This window comes from Edaphosphingomonas haloaromaticamans (assembly GCF_001853345.1).
GTDB classification, from domain to species: Bacteria; Pseudomonadota; Alphaproteobacteria; order Sphingomonadales; family Sphingomonadaceae; genus Sphingomonas_E; species Sphingomonas_E fennica.
Genome location: NZ_MIPT01000001.1, coordinates 3,180,716 through 3,205,520, shown reverse-complemented (window position 1 = coordinate 3,205,520; position 24,805 = coordinate 3,180,716). Strand labels below are relative to the sequence as shown.

20 protein-coding genes are annotated in these 24,805 nt (G+C 67.1%); 15 read left to right on the top strand and 5 right to left on the bottom strand.

What is annotated here, in order from left to right:
• The first annotated feature begins 65 nt into the window (after nucleotides 1–65).
• The 3 genes from topA (at nucleotide 66) to BHE75_RS14790 (ending at nucleotide 4,011) form a co-directional block, all read left to right on the top strand.
• Nucleotides 66–2,636 (top strand): type I DNA topoisomerase, encoded by a 2,571-nt coding sequence (topA, locus tag BHE75_RS14800; protein WP_070934326.1) that lies wholly within the window; start codon nucleotides 66–68, stop codon nucleotides 2,634–2,636.
• Between the two features lie 258 nt (nucleotides 2,637–2,894).
• The gene (locus BHE75_RS14795; protein ID WP_070934325.1) at nucleotides 2,895–3,521 is read left to right on the top strand and encodes a glutathione S-transferase family protein; all 627 of its coding nucleotides are present in this window, start codon (nucleotides 2,895–2,897) and stop codon (nucleotides 3,519–3,521) included.
• Nucleotides 3,514–4,011 (top strand): DUF4019 domain-containing protein, encoded by a 498-nt coding sequence (locus BHE75_RS14790; protein WP_070934324.1) that lies wholly within the window; start codon nucleotides 3,514–3,516, stop codon nucleotides 4,009–4,011. Before BHE75_RS14795 ends, BHE75_RS14790 begins: the two co-directional genes overlap by 8 nt.
• Before the next feature lie 64 nt (nucleotides 4,012–4,075).
• On the opposite strand, the gene BHE75_RS25025 is transcribed toward BHE75_RS14790, so the two are convergent.
• Nucleotides 4,076–5,293 carry an NF038122 family metalloprotease gene (locus BHE75_RS25025; protein WP_051128695.1) on the bottom strand — a complete coding sequence of 406 codons (1,218 nt, stop codon included), beginning with the start codon at nucleotides 5,291–5,293 and terminating at the stop codon, nucleotides 4,076–4,078.
• Between the two features lie 343 nt (nucleotides 5,294–5,636).
• Here BHE75_RS25025 and alaS point away from each other — a divergent pair, with 343 nt between their 5' ends.
• On the top strand, nucleotides 5,637–8,303 hold the full coding sequence (gene alaS / locus BHE75_RS14780) for an alanine--tRNA ligase (RefSeq protein ID WP_070934323.1): 2,667 nt from the start codon (nucleotides 5,637–5,639) through the stop codon (nucleotides 8,301–8,303).
• 44 nt (nucleotides 8,304–8,347) lie between these two features.
• Here alaS and BHE75_RS14775 read toward each other — a convergent pair whose 3' ends face one another.
• Nucleotides 8,348–8,866 carry a hypothetical protein gene (locus BHE75_RS14775; protein ID WP_070935948.1) on the bottom strand — a complete coding sequence of 173 codons (519 nt, stop codon included), beginning with the start codon at nucleotides 8,864–8,866 and terminating at the stop codon, nucleotides 8,348–8,350.
• An 11-nt stretch (nucleotides 8,867–8,877) separates the two neighbouring features.
• A complete protein-coding gene (locus BHE75_RS14770; RefSeq protein WP_070934322.1) occupies nucleotides 8,878–9,393 on the bottom strand; it encodes a hypothetical protein in 516 nt (171 codons plus the stop codon).
• A 105-nt stretch (nucleotides 9,394–9,498) separates the two neighbouring features.
• Here BHE75_RS14770 and BHE75_RS14765 point away from each other — a divergent pair, with 105 nt between their 5' ends.
• From BHE75_RS14765 to BHE75_RS14755, 3 genes are read left to right on the top strand one after another with little or no spacing between them, the layout of a single operon-like run.
• Nucleotides 9,499–9,720 (top strand): hypothetical protein, encoded by a 222-nt coding sequence (locus tag BHE75_RS14765; protein WP_015457544.1) that lies wholly within the window; start codon nucleotides 9,499–9,501, stop codon nucleotides 9,718–9,720.
• Nucleotides 9,721–9,773: 53 nt separating this feature from the next.
• On the top strand, nucleotides 9,774–10,694 hold the full coding sequence (gene rarD, locus BHE75_RS14760) for an EamA family transporter RarD (RefSeq protein WP_070934321.1): 921 nt from the start codon (nucleotides 9,774–9,776) through the stop codon (nucleotides 10,692–10,694).
• Between the two features lie 55 nt (nucleotides 10,695–10,749).
• A complete protein-coding gene (locus BHE75_RS14755; RefSeq protein ID WP_070934320.1) occupies nucleotides 10,750–11,181 on the top strand; it encodes an ExbD/TolR family protein in 432 nt (143 codons plus the stop codon).
• A gap of 154 nt (nucleotides 11,182–11,335) precedes the next feature.
• Here BHE75_RS14755 and BHE75_RS14750 read toward each other — a convergent pair whose 3' ends face one another.
• Entirely contained in the window at nucleotides 11,336–11,506 is a 171-nt protein-coding gene (locus BHE75_RS14750) for a DUF1674 domain-containing protein (RefSeq protein ID WP_070934319.1), read from the bottom strand.
• Between the two features lie 67 nt (nucleotides 11,507–11,573).
• Here BHE75_RS14750 and htpX point away from each other — a divergent pair, with 67 nt between their 5' ends.
• Both htpX and BHE75_RS14740 read left to right on the top strand, forming a co-directional pair.
• Entirely contained in the window at nucleotides 11,574–12,509 is a 936-nt protein-coding gene (gene htpX, locus BHE75_RS14745) for a zinc metalloprotease HtpX (protein WP_070934318.1), read from the top strand.
• Nucleotides 12,510–12,584: 75 nt separating this feature from the next.
• On the top strand, nucleotides 12,585–13,853 hold the full coding sequence (locus tag BHE75_RS14740) for an RsmB/NOP family class I SAM-dependent RNA methyltransferase (RefSeq protein ID WP_084653238.1): 1,269 nt from the start codon (nucleotides 12,585–12,587) through the stop codon (nucleotides 13,851–13,853).
• 11 nt (nucleotides 13,854–13,864) lie between these two features.
• On the opposite strand, the gene BHE75_RS14735 is transcribed toward BHE75_RS14740, so the two are convergent.
• Nucleotides 13,865–14,683, bottom strand: a complete 819-nt coding sequence (locus tag BHE75_RS14735; RefSeq protein ID WP_015457538.1) for an ATP-binding protein — start codon at nucleotides 14,681–14,683, stop codon at nucleotides 13,865–13,867.
• A gap of 119 nt (nucleotides 14,684–14,802) precedes the next feature.
• Here BHE75_RS14735 and BHE75_RS14730 point away from each other — a divergent pair, with 119 nt between their 5' ends.
• The 6 genes from BHE75_RS14730 to odhB all read left to right on the top strand — a co-directional run bounded on the left by BHE75_RS14730 (nucleotide 14,803) and on the right by odhB (nucleotide 24,805).
• On the top strand, nucleotides 14,803–16,119 hold the full coding sequence (locus BHE75_RS14730; RefSeq protein ID WP_070934317.1) for an amidohydrolase: 1,317 nt from the start codon (nucleotides 14,803–14,805) through the stop codon (nucleotides 16,117–16,119).
• A 78-nt stretch (nucleotides 16,120–16,197) separates the two neighbouring features.
• Complete coding sequence (parE, locus tag BHE75_RS14725; RefSeq protein WP_015457536.1) at nucleotides 16,198–18,180, top strand: DNA topoisomerase IV subunit B; 1,983 nt, start codon at nucleotides 16,198–16,200, stop codon at nucleotides 18,178–18,180.
• 348 nt (nucleotides 18,181–18,528) lie between these two features.
• Nucleotides 18,529–19,491, top strand: a complete 963-nt coding sequence (gene mdh / locus BHE75_RS14720) for a malate dehydrogenase (RefSeq protein WP_015457535.1) — start codon at nucleotides 18,529–18,531, stop codon at nucleotides 19,489–19,491.
• Between the two features lie 36 nt (nucleotides 19,492–19,527).
• On the top strand, nucleotides 19,528–20,412 hold the full coding sequence (gene sucD, locus BHE75_RS14715; RefSeq protein ID WP_015457534.1) for a succinate--CoA ligase subunit alpha: 885 nt from the start codon (nucleotides 19,528–19,530) through the stop codon (nucleotides 20,410–20,412).
• A gap of 214 nt (nucleotides 20,413–20,626) precedes the next feature.
• Nucleotides 20,627–23,539: a 2-oxoglutarate dehydrogenase E1 component gene (locus BHE75_RS14710; RefSeq protein WP_015457533.1), complete on the top strand. Its 2,913-nt coding sequence runs from the start codon at nucleotides 20,627–20,629 to the stop codon at nucleotides 23,537–23,539.
• A 3-nt stretch (nucleotides 23,540–23,542) separates the two neighbouring features.
• On the top strand, nucleotides 23,543–24,805 hold the full coding sequence (gene odhB, locus BHE75_RS14705; protein ID WP_070934316.1) for a 2-oxoglutarate dehydrogenase complex dihydrolipoyllysine-residue succinyltransferase: 1,263 nt from the start codon (nucleotides 23,543–23,545) through the stop codon (nucleotides 24,803–24,805).

Sequence of the window (24,805 nt, the reverse complement as noted above, 5' to 3'; positions counted from 1 at the left end):
GCTTGACGAAGGGCAAGGCGGGTCTCCACCTTTACGCGTACACATACGAGGAACAATCAGAACCCATGAAGCTCGTCGTCGTTGAATCGCCCGCCAAGGCGAAGACCATCGAGAAATATCTCGGCCCCGGCCATCGCGTGCTGGCATCCTATGGCCATGTCCGCGATCTGCCGGCGAAGGACGGATCGGTCGATCCGGACAACGGCTTCGCGATGGAGTGGGAGGCCTATGCCGACAAGACCCGCCAGCTGAAGGCGATCGCGGACGAGGCGAAGGATGCCGACACCCTGATCCTCGCGACCGACCCCGATCGCGAGGGCGAGGCGATTTCGTGGCATGTGCAGGAGGTGCTGAGGAAGCGCCGGGCGCTGCCGCAGGATGTGCGCCGCGTCACCTTCAACGCCATCACCAAGCCGGCCGTGCTGGATGCGATGGCGCATCCCCGCGCGCTGGATGAGGATCTGATCGACGCCTATCGCGCGCGGCGCGCGCTGGATTATCTGGTCGGCTTCACGCTTTCGCCGGTGCTGTGGCGCAAGCTGCCGGGCGCGAAATCGGCGGGCCGCGTGCAATCGGTGGCGCTGCGCCTCGTCGTCGATCGCGAACGCGAGATCGAGGCGTTCAAGCCGCAGGAATATTGGTCCGTCACCGCCGACATGGAGCAGGACGGCGTGCCCTTCGTCACGCGCCTCGTGCGCTGGAAGGGCGAGAAGATCGATCGGCTGACGATCGGCAACCAGGGCGATGCCGAGGCGGCGAAGAAGGATGTCGAGGCCGGCCGCTTCGCCGTCGCCTCGGTCGAGACCAAGCCGCTCACCCGCAATCCCCCGCCGCCCTTCACCACCTCCACCCTCCAGCAGGAGGCGGCGCGCAAGCTGGGCTTTTCCGCCAGCCACACCATGCGGGTGGCGCAGAACCTCTATGAGGACGGCGCCATCACCTACATGCGAACCGACGGCGTGCAGATGGACGGCGGCGCGATCTCGGCCGCGCGCGGCGCGATCGCCGATCGCTACGATGCGTCCTACGTGCCGGACAAGCCCCGCCAGTATCAGGCGAAGGCCAAGAACGCGCAGGAAGCGCACGAGGCGATCCGGCCCACCGATTTCAGCAAGGATCGCGTGGGCACCGGCGATCACGCGCGGCTGTACGATCTGATCTTCAAGCGCGCGCTGGCGAGCCAGATGGCGTCCGCGCGGCTGGAACGGACCACCGTGGAGCTGGTGGACGGCAGCGGCAGCCACGGGCTTCGCGCGACCGGGCAGGTCGTGCTCTTCCCCGGCTATCTCGCGCTCTACGAGGAAGGCCGCGATGACGAGGGCGACGAGGACAGCAAGCGCCTGCCGCGCATGAAGGAAGGCGATGCGCCGGCCAAGAAGGCGGTGCAGGCCGAACAGCATTTCACCCAGCCGCCGCCGCGTTATTCGGAGGCGAGCCTCGTCAAGAAGATGGAGGAGCTCGGCATCGGCCGGCCTTCCACCTATGCCTCGATCCTGCAGACGCTGAAGGATCGCGAATATGTGACGCTGGAGAAGAATCGCTTCATCCCGCAGGAAAGCGGCCGGCTGGTCACGTCCTTCCTGGAGCGCTTCTTCGATCGCTATGTCAGCTACGATTATACCGCCGGGCTGGAGGAGAGCCTGGACGATATCTCCGGCGGCCGGGCGGAATGGCAGAAGGTGCTGGAAGCCTTCTGGCGCGATTTCAAGCCCAAGACCGTCGAGGTGATGGAGCAGAAGCCATCCGAGGTGACGGCGGCGCTGGACGAGTTCCTCGGGCCGTATCTGTTCCCCGACAAGGGCGACGGCAGCGATCCCCGGCTGTGCCCGGCCTGCCATGAGGGCCGGCTCAGCCTGCGCGGTGGCCGCTTCGGCGCGTTCATCGCCTGCTCCAACTATCCCGAATGCAAATATACCCGCCGTTTCGCGCAGAAGGGCGGGGCGGACGAGGGCGAGGATAGCGGCCCCGTCACCCTCGGCACCGATCCCGCGACCGGGCTGGAGGTGACGAAGCGCAGCGGCCGGTTCGGGCCTTATGTCCAGCTCGGCGACGGCAAGGACGCCAAGCGCGGATCGATCCCCAAGGATATCCCGGCCGAGGATTTCGGGCTCGACTGGGCGTTGAAGCTGCTGTCGCTGCCGCGCGAGATCGGCCTGCACCCGGAGACCGGCAAGCCGATCACCGCCTCGATCGGCCGTTACGGCCCCTATCTGGCGCATGACGGCAAATATGGCCGGCTGTCGTCCACCGCCGAGGTGTTCGAAACCGGCATGAACGCGGCCGTCGTGAAGCTGGCGGAAGCGGCGGCCGGCGGCGGCCGTTCGCGCGGCGCCTCCCGCGAGCCGCTGAAGATGTTCGGCGCGAACCCGGAAACCGGGGCGGAGGTGAAGCTGATGGAAGGTCGCTTCGGCCCCTATGTGACCGACGGCACCACCAACGCCACCCTGCCCAAGAGCGCCGATCCCGCGACGCTCACGCTGGAAGGGGCCCTGGCCCTTCTCGCCGAACGCGCGGCCAAGGGGCCGGCCAAGGGCAAGAAGAAGGCGGCGCCGAAGAAGGCGGCCGCCAAGACGGCCGCGCCCAAGAAGACGGCGGCGAAGAAGGCGCCGGCGAAGAAGAAGGTGGAAAAAGCCTAGGCTGCGGGTTGGGATTGGCGGCAGCGTTGGCAGGGATGCCGGCAATGCTGCCATTGCCGCACACAAGCTCCATCGTCACCCCCGGGCCTGGCCGGGGTGACGGTGGGGGATCTGTGCCACTCCGTCCGAATCCCTCGCGCAGCCTGGCGGCGACGCGATCCGTCCGCAGGCAGGCCCCGGGATGCAGGGCGAAATTTCCCTCGCATCCCGGCCCGTCCACGGGCATTCCTTTGCCGCCGCCGTGGAAGAGGGCCGGAAATGACGATCACCGTCCATCATCTCGAAAATTCAAGGTCGCAGCGCGTGCTCTGGCTGCTGGAGGAACTGGATCTGCCTTATGAGGTGATCCGCTATGCCCGCGATCGCAAGACGATGCTGGCGCCGCCCGAATTGCGGCGGGTGCATCCGCTGGGCAAATCCCCGCTGATCGAGGATGAAGGCCGCGTCGTCGCGGAAACGGGCGCGATCGCCGAATATCTGGTGGAGAAGGCCGATGGCCAGCTTGGGCCTCCCGGCAATCGCGAGGCCGCGCTGCGCTACCGCCATTTCCTCCATTATGCCGAAGGATCGATGATGCCGCCCCTGCTGGCGATCCTGGTGGTGAACCGGCTGGGCCTGCTGGGCCGGCCGGCGCGCAAGCCCTTGCGGGCGATGCTGGACCGGCATCTCGACTGGCTGAACCTCGAACTTGCCGATCGCCCCTGGTTCGCCGGGGACATGTTCACCGCGGCGGACGTGATGATGAGTTTTCCCGTCGAAATATCGCGCCATCGCGGCGGGCTGGACCACGGCCGCCCGCACCTGATGGACTGGCTGGAGCGCATCCACGCCCGCCCGGCATATGGCCGCGCGCTCCTTGCCGGGGGCGCTTATGCCTATGCCTGAATGGCTGTTGCTGGCGGCGGCGCTGCCGGCGATGGCGGGCGACGCGGTCCCCGGCGAGGCCGTGCAGCGGGCGGTGGTCGATCGCACCCAGGCTTATTTCGCGGCCAAGGATGGCGGGGATTATCACCGCGCCTATGCGCTGATCGCGGCCTCGATGCGCGGCTATCTGACCGAGGATTTCTATACCGCCGAAGCCCGGCGCTTCAATGCGGAGGCGGGCAGGGCGGAGGCGCGCGATGTCGTTCGCCTCACCTGGTATCGCGATCCGCCGGATGCGCCGGAGCCGGGCCTTTATGTTGCGGCCGATTTCCGCAGCCGCTTTCCCAACATCCACGCGCATTGCGGCTATCTGATGTGGCACCAGGATGCCGACGGGCAGTTCCGCATCGTGCGGGAGGAGCAGAGCTTCATCGACAAGGCGACGGCCGCGCAGCTGCCGCCGGAAAGGCTGGCTTCCGCCGACCGCCAGCTCGGCTGCGTCGATCCCTGATGGCGGCATGAAATGGCCGGCGGACCCATGGGATCCGCCGGCCGAAGGTCGATCGAAAGGGCGTTCAGGCCGTGGCGGCGGCCGCCTTTTCCCGGCGGGCACGGCGGATGGCGCCGCCGATGACGCCGAAGCCCAGCAGCATCTGCGCCCAGGTGGCCGGTTCCGGCAGGGCCGGCATCTGCGCCGTGCTGTAGCTGCGCGGGCGGGCCAATATGTCGAAGTTGAGCTGGTAGCCCATGGCATCGAACGCGGCGAGATCGAGCGCCTCGACGATGTCCTGGTGGCCGTAGGCGACCGTCGGGTCCATCACGCCGATCTGCGGCACGCCGGGCAGATTATCCTTCCAGTGCGATGCCTGCTGGCCGTCGCCATTGTAGCGCCCGGTGGAATAGCGCGAATCCCCGAACAGCTGGGTCAGGCCGCCGTCGATCGAGAAATAGGGATTGCCCCCGGCGGCGATATAGGCGGCATCGGCGACCGACCAGTCGAGCACCGGCCCGCCATCGGGCGAAAGGCCGGAAGGATCGTTGCTGAAGCGGAACAGGTCCAGCACGCTCATCAGGCCGCCGTCGGGATTGTCGAAGTCGAACCCGCCCTGCTGCCAGGCCGGCCCCTTGGAATAGCCATAGACGTCATAGAGATCGACGCCGCTGACGAAGCCGAGCGCATGGCCGATCTCGTGCACCGCGACGCCGACGAAATCGATCGCATCGGCATCGATGCCGTCCTCGGGGTGGAAATCGAACTTGAACTGCGAGCTGAAGGTGATGCTGCCGTCGGTCGTGTTCGTAAAATCGTTGCCGCGAATGTCGGTGGTAAGGCCCAGCGCCTTCAGATTGGCGGTGTTGCCCCAGATGTAGCTGTTGTTCTCGCTGGAATCATTGTCCCATTCGCGGAAGCGGGTATCCACGCCGAGCGTGCCCTGCAGGGGCGTGTTGGTGATGGCGTTCACCGATCCGCTGTTGGTGAGCTGGGCCTTGACCGCAGCGACGGCGCTGGCGTCCAGCGCGGAGGTGGCCTTGGCTTCCAGCGCCGCCACCACGTCGGTCAGGTTGACGTCGGCGCGCGTGCTGCTCGTCGATCCCAGAACATTCGGGGCCAGCACCGCATAGCTGACGTTCAGATTCACCGTGGAATCGCCGACGAGCATGTTTTCCCAGAATTTCGCCGCCGTCAGGAAACCCATATAGGCGGCGGAATCATTGGCGCTGCCGGCGCCTGTATAGTTGAGGTTGATGACGATCGCCGATGCCGGTGTCGAAGCGATTGCCGCAACGGCCAAAGCTGCGCCAGCCAGAAGCTTGCATACTTGCATGAGCAGTCCCCGTTCCAAAGGGCGACCACGCCACGCCCCCGTGGCGCGATTCGATAGGGGATGGTATCTTTTTGTTGCGGCGCCGAAAACTTGTTTTTAACCAAATATTAACGATTATTACGTGTCCGTTATATTGGCGTTAACTATATGGCTTGATGGGATATTCCGTTTATCTGGCCTTTTCAGTGGGATCGGCCTGCCCCAGGCCATTGGTCGTACCTATTCCGAGACATGCGCCGCAGGCCGCGCCGCTGCCGCCTTGCCTTCGACTCCGCTTGAGAAGAGACGCGCGCTCCACTAAGTCGCGCGCATGACATCGACGAACGACATCCGCCGCTCCTTCCTCGACTATTTCGGAGGCGAGGGGCATCAGATCGTGCCTTCCGCGCCGCTGGTGCCGCACAACGATCCCACGCTGATGTTCGTCAACGCGGGCATGGTGCCGTTCAAGAACGTCTTCACCGGCCTCGAAACCCGGCCCTATTCCACGGCGACCTCCTCGCAGAAATGCGTGCGCGCCGGCGGCAAGCATAACGATCTCGACAATGTCGGCTATACGGCGCGGCACCACACCTTCTTTGAAATGCTGGGGAATTTCTCCTTCGGCGATTATTTCAAGGAACGCGCGATCTCGCTCGCGTGGAACCTCATCACCCGCGAATGGGGCCTCGACAAGAACCGGCTGACCGTCACCGTCTATCACACGGACGACGAGGCCTATGACCTCTGGCGCAAGATCGCCGGCCTGCCGGAAAGCCGCATCATCCGCATCCCGACCTCGGACAATTTCTGGGCGATGGGCGATACCGGCCCGTGCGGCCCCTGTTCCGAGATCTTCTGGGATCATGGCGACCATATCTATGGCGGCCCTCCCGGCAGCCCCGAGGAGGATGGCGACCGTTTCGTCGAGATCTGGAACCTCGTCTTCATGCAATATGAGCAGGTGACGAAGGAGGAGCGGGTCAACCTGCCGCGACCCTCGATCGACACCGGCATGGGGCTGGAGCGGATCGCCGCCGTGCTGCAGGGCGTGCACGACAATTACGATACCGACACCTTCAAGGCGCTGATCGCGGCTTCCGGCGAGCTGACGCGCACCGACACCGCCGGGCCGGCGAAGGCCTCGCACCGCGTGATCGCCGATCACCTCCGCGCCTCGGGCTTCCTGGTGGCGGATGGTGTGCTGCCGGCCAATGAGGGCCGCGGCTATGTGCTCCGCCGCATCATGCGCCGCGCCATGCGCCACGCGCATCTGCTGGGCGCTGCCGAGCCGCTGATGTATCGCCTCGTCCCGGCCCTGGTCGCCGAGATGGGCGCCGCTTATCCCGAGCTGGTCCGCGCCCAGCCGCTGATCGAGGAAACGCTGAAGCAGGAGGAGACCCGCTTCCGCCAGACGCTCGCCAACGGCCTGCGGCTGCTGGACGAGGCGACCGGATCGATGAAGGCGGGCGAAACCCTGCCGGGCGCGGTGGCCTTCAAGCTCTACGACACGTTCGGCTTCCCTTACGATCTGACCGAGGATGCGCTCCGCGCCCAGGGCTTCGGCGTCGATCGCGCCGGTTTCGATGCGGCGATGGCCGAGCAGAAGGCCGCCGCCCGCGCCGCCTGGAAGGGATCGGGCGAGAAGGCGTCCGACGACGTCTGGTTCGACATTGCCGAGGAAGCCGGCGGCACCGAGTTCACGGGCTATAGCAGCAATGTCGGCGAGGGCAGCGTGATCGCCATCGTCCGCGACGGCGAGCGGGTGAAGGCCGCCCAGACCGGCGACGAGGTGATGATCGTCACCAACCAGACGCCTTTCTACGGCGAAAGCGGCGGCCAGATGGGCGATGTCGGCGAGATCAGGGGCGAGGGCGGCTTCTTCGCCACCGTCACCGACACGCTGAAGCCGCTGGGCCGCATCCACGCCCACAAGGCCGTGATCGAGGGCGGCGAGGTGCAGGTGGGCGATGCCGTCCAGCTTGCCATCGATGTCGAATATCGCGCCCGCGTCCGCGCCAACCATTCGGCCACCCATCTGCTGCACGCCGCGCTGCGCAAGCATCTGGNCGGGCATGTGACGCAGAAGGGCAGCCTGGTGGCGGCCGATCGCTTCCGCTTCGATTTCTCGCACCCCAAGGCGCTGACCGCGCAGCAGATCGCCGAGGTCGAGGCCGAGGTGAACCGTCACATCCGCGAGAATGGCGACGTCATGACCCGGCTGATGACGCCGGACGATGCGATCGCGGCCGGCGCGATGGCGCTGTTCGGCGAGAAATATGGCGATGAGGTGCGCGTGCTTTCGATGGGCGCGGCCGATGGCGCGAGCTATTCGGTCGAGCTGTGCGGTGGCACCCATGTCGCCGCGCTGGGCGATATCGCGCTCTTCAAGATCGTGTCGGAAAGCGCGGTCTCGTCGGGCGTCCGCCGTATCGAGGCGCTGACCGGCGAGGCCGCCCGCGCCTGGCTCACCGGCCGCGAGGACCGGCTGAAGGAAGCCGCCGCCACGCTCAAGACCGCGCCGGAAGACGTGCCCGCCCGCGTCCTCTCGCTGGTCGAGGAACGCAAGCGGCTGGAGCGCGAGCTGGCCGATGCGAAGAAGGCGCTGGCGCTTTCCGGCGGCGCAAGCGTGACGCCGCAGGCCGCCCGGTCCGAAACCATCGCCGGCCGCGCCTTCGTCGGCAAGGTGATCGAGGGGCTGGACCCCAAGGGCCTGCGCGGCCTGATCGACGAGGAGAAGGCCCGGATCGGCTCCGGCGTCGCCGCTTTGGTGGTGGTGAACGAAGGGCGCGCCTCGGTGGCCGTCGGCGTCACCGACGATCTGAAGGGCGAGGTGAGCGCCGTCGATCTCGTCAAGGCGGCGGTGGCGACGCTGGGCGGGCAGGGCGGCGGCGGCCGGCCGGACATGGCCCAGGGCGGCGGACCGGACGGCGCCAAGGCGGCCGATGCGCTGGCCGCGATCCGCGCGGTGATGGAGGCGGCGCCGGTCGCCGCCTGATCGGACGACCGGCGGGCGGAGCGGCTCGGGGCTCCGGCCACGCGCTATTGCGCGCCGGCGCTCCCGAGCAGGCTGACCACCGTCTTGCCGCCTTCGCGATTGGCGGTGAGGGTGAAGCCGCCCTCCTTGCCGTGCTTGCCGTTCAGCATCTCCATCGTGCCGGCCTTCACCTCGGCATCGACGGCATAGCCCGCTTTCCGGGCGCCGGCCTTGTAATAAGCGATCACCTGCGCCGGCATGTCCGGCGTGTCGAAGCTCAATATCGTGCTCCTGGCGGCCGCTTCGCCGGTGATCCGGGTGCTGCTGGTCACGGTGGCGCCGGGATAGAGCGAAAGGCCGGCCGGCAGGGCCGCGTCGCCGGTGCCGCTCACGATCCGGGCCGTGCCCTTGTCCGAACGCACGGTCAGCGTGCTCTGCCCGTTGCTCTCGCTGAGCTGGTAGCTCGCATCCCCCCCCGCACTGTCCTTGCCGGCCGTGCCGCTCTTGCCGCAACCGGACAGGGCGGCGGCCAGAGCCAGCGCCAGGATCGCGGGGTGGGGCCTGTTCTTGGTCGATCCGGTCATCTGGCCGCCTTTCAATCCAGGATCGTCAGCGCGCCCTTGCTGCCCGTGCCCGCCGGCTCGATGGCGATCCGCACCTTCTTGCCCTTGGCGTTGGTCAGGTTCAGCACGTCGGCCGCGCCTTCGCGGGTGGAAGCCGCGGACGTGAAGCCCTTGTCCTTGGCCGCCGCCTCATAATAGGCCTTCAGCTTGTCCGGCGCGTCGGCGCTGGCGTAGCTGATGCGCACGCTGTTCGCGCTCGCATCGCCCGCGGCCTTCACGTCCACGCCCGTCACCCTGGTGCCGGGATAGAGGCGCAGGCCGTCTATATCCATGTCGTCGCTGCCGAGGCTGGTCGCCGGCACGTCCACCTTGGCGCTGAAGCCCGGTATGTCGAGCGACACCTGCCCGCCATTGTCGGCCGAGGAAGCCGCCGCCCCGTTGCCGGCGTCGGCCTTGTCGTCCTTGCCCACCTTCACCTCGCAGGCGGTGAGCAGCAACAGGCCTGAAACCGCTACGGCAAGGCCGATCGGCAGGGTGGTGCGACGCATTTTCTTCTCCCCAGTTTTCCGGTCGGTTTCCCTTATCGCATGTGTATTATATGGGCAATACAGTTTCCGCTTGCATCGCGGAGCGGAGAAGGCGATCATCCTGCCATGCTGAACGTCATCTCCCTGTTTATCGGCGTCATCGCGGCGGTCCTCGCGATCTTCGCCTTCATTCCCTTTCTGGGCTGGGCCAACTGGCTGATCCTGCCCGTGGCGGTGGTGGGGCTGATCGTCGGCCTGCTGTCCCGATCGAAGGAAGGGCAGACGCTCAACCTCGTCGTGATCGCGATCGGCTGCCTGCGCCTGTTCCTGGGCGGCGGCATCATCTGATTGAAATCATATCGGGTTGACGGCGGCCATGGGACGGCCGAAGGGCCGCGATCATGAGCCGGCAATCTCCCTCCGCATCCCAGGATGAAGCCCGCAGCGGCGTGCTCCTGGCCTTATCGGCCTATCTGATCTGGGGGCTGCTGCCGCTCTACCTGAAACAGATCATGCATGTGCCGCCGGTGCAGATCGTCGCGCACCGCACCGTCTGGTCCTTCGTGCTGGTCGCGATCATCGTCCTCGCCTTCGGCCGGCTGAAGGGCATCCGCGCGGCGCTGCGCACGCGCGGCACTTTCGGCCTGTTGATGGTCAGCGCCACGCTGATCGCGCTCAACTGGCTGTTCTACACCTGGGCGATCCTGCACGAACATGTGCTGGAGGCGAGCCTAGGCTATTTCATCAACCCGCTGGTCAATGTCGCGCTCGGCATGATCTTCCTCAAGGAAAGGCTGCGGCGGGTGCAGTGGCTGGCGGTGGGGCTGGCGGGCGCGGGCGTCATCGTCATGGCAGCGGCGCAGGGCGGGGCGGTGTGGATATCGCTCGCCCTCGCGTTCACCTTCGGGCTCTACGGCCTTGTCCGCAAGGTGGTGGCGATCGATGCGCTGGGCGGCCTCGCCGTGGAGACGACCCTGCTCGCGCCGGTCGCGCTCGGCTGGCTCATGTGGTGCGCGCATACGGGGGAGGGCGCCTTCGGCGTGGATCGCGATACCGATCTGCTGCTGATCGCCGGCGGCCTGCTCACCACCACGCCCTTGCTGCTGTTCGCGGCGGCGGCGCGGCGGATGCGCTACACGGCGATGGGGCTGATCCAGTATCTCACGCCCACGCTGGTCTTCTTCCAGGGCATATTGCTGTTCGGGGAGCCGCTGACGACGGTCCACATCATCACCTTCGGGCTGATCTGGGCGGGGCTTGCCGTCTATGTCGCCGATATGCTCCGCGCACATCGCGCCATGCCCGTTACGCTGCCGGAATAGGCTTTCCTCGGCGACTGGTTATGATATCCTGTATCCTCCAGAAAAGGAGGATGCCATGGCCCGTTCCCGCTATCGTCCGATTCCCTTCACCGATCCCCGCCCGATGGTGGAGATGAACACCACGCCGCTGATCGACGTGCTGCTCGTCCTCCTCATCATGATGATCCTCACGGTGCCCGTGGTGACGCACAAGGTCGCGATCGATCTGCCGGGCGACGGGCGGCGGGATGCCGCGCCGCCGCCGGTGCATCGCCTGGATATCGCGGCTTCGGGCGCGCTTTCCTGGGATGGGGCGCCGGTGGCGGTCGCGGCCTTGCCCGCGCGGCTGGCGGGCCACCGCGCCGATCCGGCCGGACCCATCCTCCATGTCCGCGCCGATGGGGAGGCGCCCTACGGCGTCGTCGATCAGACGCTGGCCGCGATCAAGCGGGCGCGGATCGACCAGATCGGGCTGGTCGACAATGCGCGCTATGCCGGGCTCGACTGATCGGGCCTCGCGGATGCAATGGCCCTGTAACATCGCCGAGTCATAAGATGCCTGCACGCTTCCGGAGCCGCGTTTCCGACCCCTAGGGCGGCTCCCCCTCCCGGACGCGCGGCGGCCCCTACCCCCGAACCGCCGCGCGTCCCCCTGGAGGTCCCTAGAAATCCACCGCTATGCCTTTGCTTTCCCAGTCGCCGTAGCGGACGGGATCGTGGCCGCGCGCCTCCGCCTCCTCCGGGTCGGGCACATATTCGGCCGGCTCCGGCACGGGCGGGCTGGGCGAAAGATGAGCGGGCGGCTTCACATGGGGCGGGCGCTTGCCGGACATGGCGTTGGTTCCGATTGAAGATTGCGGGGCTGCGCCCCACATTGCGCTCTGGAGGTAGAAGCGCAAGATGAACGGTATGAAGACGACCATGCTGCTCGCGGCGATGACCGCGCTGTTCATGGGCCTGGGTTATGCGATCGGCGGTTCGGGCGGGGCGATCATCGCCCTTCTGGTGGCGGGGGGCATGAACCTCTTCACCTTCTGGAATGCGGACAAGATCGTGCTGCGCATGCACGATGCGCGCGAAGTGAACGCCGGCAACTGCCCCGAATTCGTCGGGCTGGTGCAGGGCCTCGCGCGGCGCGCCGGCCTGCCGATGCCGAAGGTCTACATCATCGATTCGCCGCACCCCAACGCCTTCGCCACCGGCCGGAACCCGGAAAATGCCGCCGTCGCGGCGACGACGGGCCTGCTCGCCATCCTCGATCGCGACGAGATCGAAGGGGTGATGGCGCATGAGCTGGCCCATGTGCGCAACCGCGATACCCTGATCATGACGATGACGGCCACGATCGCCGGCGCGATCTCGATGATCGCGAATTTCGGCCTGTTCTTCGGCGGCCATGGCGAAAACCGGCCGAACATGCTCGTCACGCTCGCCGCCGTCATCATGGCGCCCTTTGCGGCCATGATCGTCCAGATGGCGATCAGCCGCACCCGCGAATATGGCGCGGACCGGGGCGGGGCCGAGATTTCCGGCAAGCCGCGCGCGCTGGCCTCCGCGCTCGCCAAGCTGGCCAGGGGCGCGGCCCGCATCCCCAATCCCGTGGTGGACCGCAACCCGGCGGCCGCCCAGCTCTATATCGTGCCGGCGCTGTCGGGCAGGGGCGGGGACAATCTCTTCTCCACCCACCCGGATACCGGCAACCGCATCGCCCGGCTGGATGCGATCGCGGCGGAAATGGGCGATCTGCCCCGCCAGCGGCCGGCCGCGCCGCGCGTCGCCTCGGTGCCCGCTTCGCGCCGCCGCGCCAGCGCGCTCGATCCCAACGGGCGCCGCTGATCCGCCTGGCGCGCGATTTCCGCCCGGCCTGGAAATGCTCTATGGCCGCGCGGAAACGACCGATGGGAATATGATTTGAGCGATAACGAACCCGCCGGCGTCGCCGCGCGCCGCGCCGCGATGCGCCTGCTCGATGCCGTGCTGCGGCAGGGCCTGCCGCTGGAAGCGGCGCTGGGCAATGCCACGGCGGGCATCGACCGCGCGGACGATCGCGCCTTCGCCCGCGCCATCGCGGCGGAAGTGCTGCGCCGCCTGCCCGATCTCGATGCCCTGATCGATTCCCACACGGCCAAGAAGCTTCCCCACGATGCCAAGGCCCGCTTCGCGCTGCGCATCGCGCTCGCCCAGGCGCTGGCGCTCGGCACGCCGCCCCATGCCGCCATCGCCACCGTGCTGCCGCTGATGGATGGCGGCCCGCGCCGGCTGGTCCATGGCGTGTTCGGCGCGGCGATGCGGGCCGGCGCCACGCTGCCGGGTCAGCCCGCGCTCCCGCGTCCGGTGGAGAAGCGCTGGCGCAAGGCCTGGAAGCAGGACATGGTCGATGCCGCCCGCGCTGCGATCGCCGCGCCGCCGCCGGTCGATCTCACGCTCCGCGATCCCGCCGCCACCGCCGAATGGACGGAACGGCTGGGCGGCGTCAGCCTCACCCCCGGCCATGTCCGCCTGGCTCGTGGCGGCGCGATCGCCGATCTGCCGGGCTTCGCGGATGGACAATGGTGGGTGCAGGATATCGCCGCCTCGCTGCCCGCGCGGGTGGCGGGCGCGGGGGAGGGGCACAGCGCGCTCGATCTCTGCGCCGCGCCCGGCGGCAAGACGATGCAGCTCGCCGCCGCCGGCTGGCAGGTGACGGCGACGGACCTGTCCGCGCCCCGGCTGGAACGGCTCCGCGAAAATCTCGCCCGCACCGGCCTTGCCGCCGAGGTCCGGCAGGCGGACGTGATGGCGGAGGAGCCGCGCCCGGTTTTCGATGCGGTGCTGCTCGATGCGCCCTGCTCGGCCACCGGCATCTTCCGCCGCCATCCCGATGTGCTCCACCGCGCCACCGATCGCGCCATCGCCGGTTTCGCCGAACAGCAGGCGGCGATGCTCCGCCAGGCGGCCGGCTGGGTGAAGCCGGGCGGCACGCTGATCTATGCCGTCTGCTCGCTGGAACCCGCCGAAGGCGAGATGGTGGCCGATGGCTTCGCGGCCGAACAGGGCTTCGCCCGCGATCCGATCCGGCCCGAGGAACTGCCCGAAGGCATCGTGCCGGGCGGCGCGGGCCGCGTCCGCGTGCTGCCCGGCGCGCTGGCGGAGCAGGGCGGGGCGGACGGCTTCTTCGTGGCGCGGTTCCGGCGAGGGTGACGCTGGCGGCCTTAAACCGATTTCCCCGCCCGACCGGCCAGCTCCACCACATATTGCCAGGCGATGCGGCCCGATCGGCCGCCGCGCTGCGTCGCCCAGGCGATGGCGTCCTGCGGTTCGAACGTCAGGCCCAGCTTCGCCGCATAGCCTGAAACCATCGCGACATAGGTATCCTGATCGCACACGTGGAAACCCAGGCTGAGGCCGAAGCGGTCGGCCAGCGCCATGCGATCGTCCACCACGTCGCGCGGGTTGATCGGGCTGTCCTGCTCCCGCATGTCGCGGTGGACGATGTGGCGGCGGTTGGAGGTGACGTAGAGCCGCGCATTGGCCGGCCGCGCCTCCGCGCCGCCTTCCAGCAGCGATCGCAGGATGCGGGGCGCGTCGCTCCCTTCCTCGAAGCCCAGATCGTCGATGAACAGCACATAGGCGCGCGGCACGTCCGCGATGCGGGCGAACAGGCGCGGCAGCGTGCCGATCGCGTCGCCCGCGACCTCGATCAGCGCGATATCCAGCCCTTCCTGCTGGAGGGTGCCGACGCTCGCCTTCACCAGCGCGGATTTGCCCGCCCCGCGCGATCCCCACAGCAGCACGTCGTGCGCGGCATGGCCGTGCGCCAGCCGGCGGCTGTTCTCGATCAGCGCGGTCTTCTGTGGGTCGATCCCGGTCAGCAGGTCGAGCGCGATCGGCCGGAACGCGCGGGTCGGCTGCAGCGCCCCCATGTGCCACACATAGGCCGGATGCGCGGCGGGATCGCCATCGGGCGGCGGCGGCGGCGCGATCCGTTCCAGCGCGGCGGCGATGCGGGCAAGGGCTTCACTGTCGGTCACGGGCGTCCTCCGCTACGGTCCGGGCGGCCATAACCGACTGTGGCGCAAGATTGAATCCCTTTCCCTCGGATAACCTTCCTGCCAGAAAAACCGCCGGATACTGAATTTTCGGAGTCGCCATGAAGAAAGCGCTGCCCGCCCTGGCCCTGATCGGCCTTCTTTCCACCCCCGCGGCGGCCGACACGCTGTCCGATGCGGTGCGCGCGGACATGCCGTCGCTGCTCACCATCTATCGCGATCTGCACGCCAATCCGGAACTGAGCTTCCAGGAGGTGAAGAGCGCGGCGAAGCTCGCGGCCGAGGCGAAGAAGGCCGGCTTCGAGGTGACGACCGGCGTCGGCAAGACGGGCGTCGTCGCGGTGATGAAGAACGGCCCCGGCCCGGTCGTGCTGCTCCGCGCCGATATGGACGCGCTTCCCCTCGTCGAGCAGACGGGCGTGCCCTATGCCAGCAAGGTGAAGGCGCTCACCCGCGAGGGCGCCGAAACCGGGGTGATGCACGCCTGCGGCCACGATACGCACATGACGGCCTGGATCGCCACCGCCCGGCGGATGGCGACGATGAAGGATCGGTGGTCCGGTACGCTCGTGATGGTCGGCCAGCCGGCGGAGGAGATCGGCTCCGGCGCCAAGGCGATGCTGGACGACGGGCTCTATACCCGCTTTCCCAAGCCCTCCACCGTCATCGCCTTCCATGATTCGGCCGCGCTGCCGGCCGGCGTGATCGGCTATGCCGACGGCTATACGATGGCCAATGTCGATACCGTCGACCTGACGGTGAAGGGCATCGGCGGCCACGGCGCCTATCCCCAGCTTGCCAAGGACCCGATCGTGCTGGCCGCCCGCATCGTCACCGCGCTGCAGACGCTGGTCTCGCGGGAGATCGATCCGCTGGAATCCGGCGTGGTCACGGTCGGCAGCTTCATCGGCGGCACCAAGCACAACATCATCCCGGATGAGGTGAAGCTGCAGCTCACGGTCCGCAGCTACACGCCGGAAGTGCGCAAGGCCCTGCTGGACGGCATCATCCGCATCGCCAAAGGCGAGGCGATCGCCGCCGGCATGCCGGAGGATCGCATGCCGGTGATGGCGCTGAAGGACGGCATCACGCCCGCCACCTTCAACACCCAGCCGCTCACCAACACCATCACCACCGCCTTCGCCGATCGTTTCGGCAAGGATCGCGTCCGCCTGCTCCGCGCGCAGATGGGTGGCGAGGATTTCAGCCAGTTCTACCTGGCGGATAAGGATAACATCCAGTCGCTGCTCTTCTGGGTGGGCGGCGTATCGAAGGCGAGCTGGGACAAGGCCGGCGGCGACGTGACCAAGCTCCCCTCGATCCACAGCCCCTTCTGGGCGCCCGATCCCGACATCACCATCTCCACCGCCACCGAAGCGATGGTGACGGCGGCCCTGACGGCGCTGGGGAAGAAGTGAGGCATAAGGGGGTGGTGTCGCTCCCCGCCATGCGCGGGGGGCTGGCGGCCGGCGAATCCACCCCCTATACGTTCCGCCATGGCTGACGATCTCTTCGCTTCCACTCCCTCCACCAGCTCCGGAAATTACGATGCCTCGGCGATCGAGGTGCTGGAAGGGCTGGAGCCGGTTCGCCGTCGCCCCGGCATGTATATCGGCGGCACGGACGAGCGCGCCTTCCATCACCTCGCCGCCGAGGTGCTGGACAATGCGATGGACGAGGCCGTCGCGGGCCATGCGACGCGGATCGAGGTGACGCTGGCGGCCGGCAACCGCATCACCATCGCCGATAACGGCCGGGGCATCCCGGTCGATCCGCATCCGAAATTTCCGGGCAAGTCGGCGCTGGAGGTGATCCTCACCACGCTCCATTCCGGCGGCAAGTTCAGCGACAAGGCCTATGCCACCTCGGGCGGCCTGCACGGCGTGGGCGTCAGCGTCGTCAACGCGCTGTCGGTGGATACGGTGATCGAGGTCGCCCGCAATCGGGAGCTTTTCCGCCAGACCTTCTCCAAGGGGCATCCAACCTCGAAGCTGGAAACCGTGGGCGCCGCCCCCAACCGGCGCGGCACCAGCGTGTCCTTCACGCCGGACCCGGAGATATTCGGCCCGGCCGCCCATTTCCGGCCCGGCCGGCTCTATCGGCTCGCCCGGTCCAAGGCCTATCTCTATGCCGGGGTCGAGATACGCTGGCGCTGCGATCCCTCGCTGATCGGGGACGATACGCCGGCCGAGGCCGTCTTCCAGTTCCCCGGCGGGCTGGCCGATCACTTGCAGGAACAGATCGCCGGCCGCGAGTGCGCGACCGCGAATTTCTTTTCGGGCAAGCAGGATTTCCCGAACGCGCAAGGATCGGTGGAATGGGCGGTCGCCTGGCCGCTCTGGTCCGAAGGCAGCTATTCCTATTATTGCAACACCATTCCCACGCCCGATGGCGGCACCCATGAAAACGGCCTGCGCGCCGGGCTGGTGAAGGGGATGCGCGCCTTCGCCGAGCTGGTCGGCCAGAAGAAGGCGAAGGACCTGACGGCCGACGACGTGATGACCGGATCGGAGCTGATGCTCTCCGTCTTCATCCGCGATCCGCAGTTCCAGAGCCAGACGAAGGACCGGCTGACCAGCCCCGAGGCCGCCGGCCTCGTGGAGAAGGCGATCCGCGACCATTTCGATCATTTCCTCGCGGACAATATGGAGCGCGGCAAGGCGCTGCTCGCCTTCGTGCTGGACCGGATGGACGAACGCCTGCGCCGCAAGGCCGAACGCGAGGTCAAGCGCAAGACGGCGACGGCCGGGCGCAAGCTGCGCCTGCCGGGCAAGCTCACCGATTGCGCGAACGACGATCCCGCCGGCACCGAATTGTTCATCGTCGAAGGCGATTCGGCCGGCGGATCGGCCAAGCAGGCGCGCGATCGCAAGACGCAGGCGATCCTGCCGATCCGGGGCAAGATATTGAACGTGGCCTCGGCCTCGTCGGCCAAGATCCTCGCCAATCAGGAAATCGCCGATCTCATCCAGGCGCTGGGCTGCGGCGTGCGCGACAAGTGCAATCCCGATCTGCTGCGCTACGAGCGCATCGTCGTGATGAGCGACGCCGACGTCGACGGCGCCCATATCGCCACGCTGCTGATGACCTTCTTCTTCCAGGAAATGCCGGAAGTCGTGCGGCGCGGGCATCTCTATCTCGCCCAGCCGCCGCTCTACCGGATCGTGGCCGGCGCCAAGAGCGCCTACGCCCGCGACGATGCGCACCGCGCCGAGCTGGAGGCGACCGAGTTCAAGGGCAAGAAGGTCGAGGTCAGCCGCTTCAAGGGCCTGGGCGAGATGAACCCCCAGCAGCTTCGCGAAACGACGATGGACCCGGCGAAGCGCAGCCTGATCCGCGTCGTCCTGCCGCAGGAATATGAAGAGCGGCAGAGCGTGCGCGATCTGGTCGACCGGCTGATGGGCAAGAATCCCGAGCACCGCTTCGCCTTCATCCAGGCCAATGCCGCCCAGTTCGACGAGGAAGCGATCGACGCCTGAGGCGCCCCTGTCATCCTTTCCCGCCACCCTGAAGGGAAAGGCGGGACATGGCGGCCCAGCCGGCCAAGGACATTTCTTGTCCTCAAGGGCGCGTGAAGCGTCGCCTTGATGCCAAGGGTGGAAACGATCGATATGCCATCGTTTCCCATCACCCTGATATGGTCCCGGATCGGGCCGGACGACATCAATGGAAAGCGGTGATGGCAGCAGCCGCAACAAAAACTGTCCCGAATGGCGCCGCGGGCGGTTGCCCCGTGCGTCCCATGGGTCTAAGCGGACGCCGTTTCACGGGCGGACGCTCGCCGCGGCCGCCTTCCTAAGCCAACTCGAACCCTTGAAGGCACGCGCATGTCCAGGAAGAAGATCGCGCTTATCGGCGCAGGCAATATCGGCGGCACGCTCGCTCATCTCGCGGCGATCAAGGAACTGGGCGACATCGTCCTGTTCGACGTCGTCGAGGGCGTTCCCCAGGGCAAGGCGCTCGATCTCAGCCAGTGCGGTCCCATCGAGGGTTTCGACGCGAAGATCACCGGCACGAACGACTATGCCGATATCGCGGGCGCGGATGTCATCATCGTCACCGCCGGCGTCGCCCGCAAGCCGGGCATGAGCCGCGATGACCTGCTGGGCATCAACCTCAAGGTCATGAAGGCCGTGGGCGAGGGCATCAAGGCCAATGCGCCGGATGCGTTTGTGATCTGCATCACCAACCCGCTGGACGCGATGGTGTGGGCGCTGCGCGAATTCTCCGGCCTGCCGCACAACAAGGTGGTCGGCATGGCCGGCGTGCTCGATTCGGCGCGCTTCAGCCACTTCCTTGCCGAGGAATTCCAGGTCTCCGTCCGCGATGTGAACAGCTTCGTGCTCGGCGGCCATGGCGACACCATGGTGCCGGTGGTCGAATATTCCACCGTCGCGGGCATCCCGATCCCCGACCTGATCGAGCAGGGGCGTTCCACCAAGGAGCGCATCGACGCGATCGTGCAGCGCACCCGCTCGGGCGGCGGCGAGATCGTCGGCCTGCTCAAGACCGGATCGGCTTATTATGCGCCGGCCACCAGCGGCATCGCGATGGCCGAAGCCTATCTGAACGATCAGAAGCGCCTGCTGCCCTGCGCCGCCTATGTTGAAGGCAAGTACGGCGTGGACGGCCTCTATGTCGGCGTGCCGGTGGTGATCGGCGCCGGCGGCGTCGAGCAGATCGTCGAGATCAAGCTCGATGACGAGGCGAAGGCCAACCTCCAGGTCTCCGTCGATGCGGTCAAGGAACTGCTGGTCGCCTGCAAGGGCATCGATCCGAGCCTCGCTTAATCTTTCCGCTTCCCCAGCAAAGGGCGAACAAAACCGATGTCGATTCTCGTCAACAAGAACACCAAGGTCATCACCCAGGGGATGACCGGCAACACCGGCAGCTTCCATACGGAACAGGCGCTGGCCTATGGCACGCAGATGGTGGCGGGCGTCACCCCCGGCAAGGGCGGCACCACCCATCTCGGCCTGCCCAATTATGACACGGTTCACGAAGCCGTCGCCGCCACCGGCGCCGATGCCAGCGTGATCTACGTTCCGCCGCCCTTCGCCGCGGATTCGATCCTGGAGGCGATCGACGCGGAAGTGCCGCTGATCGTCTGCATCACCGAGGGCATTCCGGTGCTGGACATGGTGCGCGTGAAGCGTGCGCTCCAGGGTTCCAAGTCGCGCCTGATCGGCCCGAACTGCCCCGGCGTTCTCACCCCGAACGAATGCAAGATCGGCATCATGCCCGGCTCGATCTTCCGCCAGGGTTCGGTGGGTGTTGTCTCGCGCTCCGGCACGCTTACCTATGAAGCCGTGTTCCAGACCTCCAACGCCGGCCTCGGCCAGACCACCGCTGTCGGTATCGGCGGCGATCCGGTGAACGGCACCAACTTCATCGACGTGCTCGAGCTGTTCCTGGCCGATGAAGCGACGAAATCGATCATCATGATCGGGGAAATTGGCGGTTCGGCCGAGGAAGAAGCCGCGCAATTCCTGCGGGATGAGGCTAAGAAGGGCCGCAAGAAGCCGATGGTCGGCTTCATCGCCGGCCGCACGGCGCCTCCGGGCCGCCGCATGGGCCATGCCGGCGCGATCGTCTCCGGCGGCCAGGGCGGCGCCGAGGACAAGATCGCGGCGATGGAAGCGGCGGGCATCCGCGTCGCGGCCAGCCCGTCGGAGCTGGGCACGACGCTGGTGGAGGTCCTGAAGGGCTGAAGCGGGCGATCTTCCGCCTCCCCGTGGGAAAGGGAGGCGAAAGGTGCTGGACAATAAAGTGGGGCGGGAAGCGGTTTGGCGGGACTGCTTTCCGTCCTAAATACTGTGAACAAGTCGGCGCATCCGCTGCCGGCATCGTGTAAAAGCCACTGGCCGGTGCGTTCGGCGCCGGTGCGTGCAAACCAAGGCGCGGCATCCGCGCAAGGACGGCAAAATGGGTATCGAGGGTCTGGGTTTCGACGAGTTGGAGGGAGTTAGTCCTTCCTTCGTGGAGGCGCTGTACCGGCGCTTCGAGGCCGATCCGGCATCGGTCGAACCGAGCTGGCGGACATATTTCGAAGGCTTGGCGGCGACGGTTTCTTCCCCCTCCTGGGCGCGATCGAACTGGCCCCCCACCGATACCGATGCGCTGACCGCCGGCCTCGACCCCACCCAGTCGGCCCTGCCGCCCAAGCCCGCCAAGGGCGGCGCCCCCGTTCCGGCCGCATCCGCCCCGGCCAAGCCGTCCATCTCGTCCGAGGATATCGTTGCCGCCGCCTCCGACTCGATCCGCGCGGTGATGCTGATCCGCTCCTATCGGGTGCGCGGCCATCTGGGCGCCGATCTCGATCCGCTGGGCCTTTCCAAGCGCGATCTGCCCGCCGATCTGACGCCGGAATTCCACGGCTTCTTCGGCGCGGACCTCGATCGTCCGATCTACCTCGGCGGCACGCTGGGGCTGGAGCGCGGCACGATCCGCGAGGTCGTGGCGATCCTCCAGCGCAATTATTGCGGCCATGTCGGCCTCGAATATATGCACATCTCCGACATTGAGGAGCGCCGCTTCCTGCAGGAGCGGATGGAAGGCCGCGACAAGGAGATCCAGTTCACCGAGCTGGGCAAGAAGGCCATCCTTTCCAAGGTGATCCACGCCGAGCAGTGGGAGAAGTTCCTGGGCCGCAAATATGTCGGCACCAAGCGCTTCGGCCTCGACGGCGGCGAATCCATGGTGCCGGCGCTGGAAAGCGTCATCAAATATAGCGGCGCCGGCGGCGTGCGCGAGGTGGTGATCGGCATGGCCCATCGCGGCCGCCTGAACGTCCTCGCGAACGTGATGGAAAAGCCCTATCGCGCCATCTTCAGCGAATTCGCCGGCGGTTCCGCCAATCCGGAGGATGTCGGCGGATCGGGCGACGTGAAATATCACCTCGGCACCTCCACCGACCGCGAGTTCGACGGCAATCTCGTCCACCTGAGCCTCGCGCCCAACCCCTCGCACCTCGAGGCGGTCGATCCCGTGGTGCTGGGCAAGGCGCGCGCCAAGCAGACCAAGCTCGACGATCTCGAGCGCGGCAAGGTGGTGCCGATCCTGCTCCATGGCGACGCGGCCTTTGCGGGCCAGGGCATCATCATGGAATGCTTCGGCTTTTCGGGCCTCGCCGGCTATAATACCGGCGGCACGATCCATTTCGTCATCAACAACCAGGTCGGCTTCACCACCAGCCCGCAATTCGCGCGCTCCTCGCCCTATCCGTCGGATATCGCGAAGATGGTGCAGGCGCCGATCATCCATGTGAACGGCGACGATCCCGAAGCCGTCACCTTCGCCTGCAAGCTGGCCACCGAATTCCGCGTCGCCTTCAAGCGCGACGTGGTGATCGACATGTGGTGCTATCGCCGCTTCGGCCACAATGAGAGCGACGAGCCCGGCTTCACCCAGCCGCTGATGTATGATGCGATCCGCAAGCATCCGCCGGTGTCCGAGCTCTACGCCGCCCGGCTGAAGGCGGAAGGCGTGATCGATCAGGCCTGGCTCGACAGCCAGGTCGAGGAATTCGTCAAGATGCTCGAGGGCGAGTTCGATGCCGCCAAGGGCTTCCGCGTCAACAAGGCGGACTGGTTCGAGGGCGACTGGAGCGGCTTCGCGGCCCCGCGCGAGGCGATCACCGAGCGCCGCGCCGCCAATACCGGCATCAGCCGCGAGACGCTGGACCGGGTGGCCGGCGTGCTGACGACCGTCCCGGAAGGCTTCAACATCCACAAGACGTTGAACCGCATCCTCGATGCCAAGAAGGCGATGTTCGAGACGGGCGAAGGCTTCGACTGGGCGACCGGCGAGGCGCTGGCCTTCGGTTCGCTGCTGGTGGAAGGCTATCCGGTCCGCCTGTCGGGCCAGGATTCGGGCCGCGGCACCTTCAGCCAGCGCCATGCGGCCTGGACGGACCAGAAGGACGGGCACAAATATGTCCCGCTCTCCACGCTCGACCGCCGCTTCCAGGTGCTGGACAGCCCGCTCAGCGAGTTCGGCGTGCTCGGCTTCGAATATGGCTATGCCTCCACCGCACCCAACACGCTGGTGCTGTGGGAAGCGCAGTTCGGCGATTTCGCCAATGGCGCGCAGGTGATGATCGACCAGTTCATCGCCGCGGGCGAGGCGAAGTGGCTGCGCGCCAACGGCCTCGTCATGCTGCTGCCGCACGGCTATGAAGGGCAGGGGCCGGAGCACAGTTCCGCCCGCCTGGAACGCTATCTGCAGCTTTGCGCGGAAGATAATATGCAGGTGTGCAACATCACGACGCCGGCCAATTACTTCCACGTGCTGCGCCGGCAGATGCACCGCAATTTCCGCAAGCCGCTGATCATCATGACGCCGAAGTCGCTGCTCCGCCACAAGGCGGCGGTGTCGACGATCGACGAGTTCATGGGCGACAGCCACTTCAAGCGCATCCTTTCCGATCCGAACGCACCGGCGGACCAGGATGTGAAGCGCGTCGTGCTCTGCTCGGGCAAGGTCTTCTACGACCTCGCCGAGGCGCGCGACGCCGCGGGCGACAAGAACACCACGATCATCCGGATCGAGCAGATCTATCCGTTCCCGGCCGAGGCGCTCGTCAAGCGGCTGGCGCGGATGCCCAATCTCGAAACGGTGGTGTGGGCCCAGGAAGAACCCAAGAATAACGGGGCATGGTTCTTCGTCGAACCGATCCTGGAGGAGTGTCTGAAGGAAGCGGGCGTCGGCCCGGCCCGCGCGATCTATGCGGGCCGCAAGGCATCCGCGGCGACGGCCACCGGCCTCGCACGCAAGCATGTGGAACAGCAGGCGGCGCTCGTTGCGGAAGCGCTTGGCCATGAAGTGAAGGCGAACTGAGACATGGCGACCGAAGTCAAGGTGCCCACGCTGGGCGAATCCATCACCGAAGCGACGCTCGGCCAGTGGCTGAAGGCGCCGGGCGAGGCGGTGAAGGCCGATGAGCCGATCGCCAGCCTCGAAACCGATAAGGTTGCGGTGGAAGTCAATTCGCCGGTCGATGGCGTGATGGGCGAGCAGGTGGTGGCCGAGGGCGATACCGTCCTCGTCGATGCCGTGATCGCGATCATCAACGAAGGCGCCGCCGCCTCGACCGCGGCCACCCCGGCCGTGGCCGATCGCAACGCCGTGGGCCAGGCCGAGGCCGCCGCCCCGGCGGAGCCGGCCTCCGCGCCGGTCGAGGAGGATGACGGCGATCCCAAGACGCTGTCGCCCGCCGTTCGCCGCGTCGTGCTGGAATACGGGCTCGATCCCTCGAAGATCAAGGGAACGGGCAAGGACGGCCGCCTGACGAAGGACGACGTGCTTCTCGCCGCCAAGACGCAGAAGCCGGCGGCGGCGCCCGCCGCTGCGACGCCCGCGCCCGCCGTCTCGGCCCCGGCCGCCAGCTTCGCCGTTTCCGGCGAGCGCAAGGAAGAGCGCGTGCGCATGACGCGCCTGCGCAAGACGGTCGCCGCCCGCCTCAAGGACGCGCAGAACACCGCCGCGATGCTCACCACCTATAACGACGTCGACATGACGGCCGTTATCGATGCGCGCAACCGCTACAAGGACCTGTTCGAGAAGAAGCACGGCATCCGCCTCGGCTTCATGAGCTTCTTCGCCAAGGCGGCGGTGCTGGCGGCGCGCGACGTGCCGGCGGTCAACGCCTCGATCGAGGGCGATGAGATCGTCTATCGCGATTATGTCGATATCTCGGTCGCGGTCTCGGCCCCGCAGGGCCTGGTCGTGCCGGTGGTGCGCGATGCCGACAAGCTGAGCTTCGCCGGCATCGAAAAGACGATCGCCGATTTCGGCCGGCGCGCCAAGGACGGCACGCTGAAGATGGAGGAGATGAAGGGCGGCACCTTCACCATCTCCAACGGCGGCGTGTTCGGATCGCTCCTGTCCAGCCCGATCATCAACCCGCCGCAGTCGGCGGTGCTGGGCCTGCACCGCATCGAGGAACGCCCGGTCGTCCGCGACGGCCAGATCGTCGCGCGCCCGATGATGTATCTGGCGCTCAGCTACGATCACCGCCTGATCGACGGTCGCGAAGCGGTCACCTTCCTCGTCCGCATCAAGGAAGCGATCGAGGATCCGACCCGCCTCCTCATCGACCTCTGA

Coding starts and splice junctions, on each gene's coding strand:
- BHE75_RS14730 (WP_070934317.1), top strand. CDS start 14,803: ATGAAGAAAGCGCTGCCCGCCCTGGCCCTGATCGGCCTTCTTTCCACC.
- mdh (WP_015457535.1), top strand. CDS start 18,529: ATGTCCAGGAAGAAGATCGCGCTTATCGGCGCAGGCAATATCGGCGGC.
- BHE75_RS14755 (WP_070934320.1), top strand. CDS start 10,750: ATGGCCCGTTCCCGCTATCGTCCGATTCCCTTCACCGATCCCCGCCCG.
- BHE75_RS14770 (WP_070934322.1), bottom strand. CDS start 9,393: ATGCGTCGCACCACCCTGCCGATCGGCCTTGCCGTAGCGGTTTCAGGC.
- parE (WP_015457536.1), top strand. CDS start 16,198: ATGGCTGACGATCTCTTCGCTTCCACTCCCTCCACCAGCTCCGGAAAT.
- BHE75_RS14775 (WP_070935948.1), bottom strand. CDS start 8,866: ATGACCGGATCGACCAAGAACAGGCCCCACCCCGCGATCCTGGCGCTG.
- htpX (WP_070934318.1), top strand. CDS start 11,574: ATGAACGGTATGAAGACGACCATGCTGCTCGCGGCGATGACCGCGCTG.
- rarD (WP_070934321.1), top strand. CDS start 9,774: ATGAGCCGGCAATCTCCCTCCGCATCCCAGGATGAAGCCCGCAGCGGC.
- odhB (WP_070934316.1), top strand. CDS start 23,543: ATGGCGACCGAAGTCAAGGTGCCCACGCTGGGCGAATCCATCACCGAA.
- BHE75_RS14795 (WP_070934325.1), top strand. CDS start 2,895: ATGACGATCACCGTCCATCATCTCGAAAATTCAAGGTCGCAGCGCGTG.
- BHE75_RS14750 (WP_070934319.1), bottom strand. CDS start 11,506: ATGTCCGGCAAGCGCCCGCCCCATGTGAAGCCGCCCGCTCATCTTTCG.
- sucD (WP_015457534.1), top strand. CDS start 19,528: ATGTCGATTCTCGTCAACAAGAACACCAAGGTCATCACCCAGGGGATG.
- BHE75_RS14765 (WP_015457544.1), top strand. CDS start 9,499: ATGCTGAACGTCATCTCCCTGTTTATCGGCGTCATCGCGGCGGTCCTC.
- BHE75_RS14790 (WP_070934324.1), top strand. CDS start 3,514: ATGCCTGAATGGCTGTTGCTGGCGGCGGCGCTGCCGGCGATGGCGGGC.
- topA (WP_070934326.1), top strand. CDS start 66: ATGAAGCTCGTCGTCGTTGAATCGCCCGCCAAGGCGAAGACCATCGAG.
- BHE75_RS14710 (WP_015457533.1), top strand. CDS start 20,627: ATGGGTATCGAGGGTCTGGGTTTCGACGAGTTGGAGGGAGTTAGTCCT.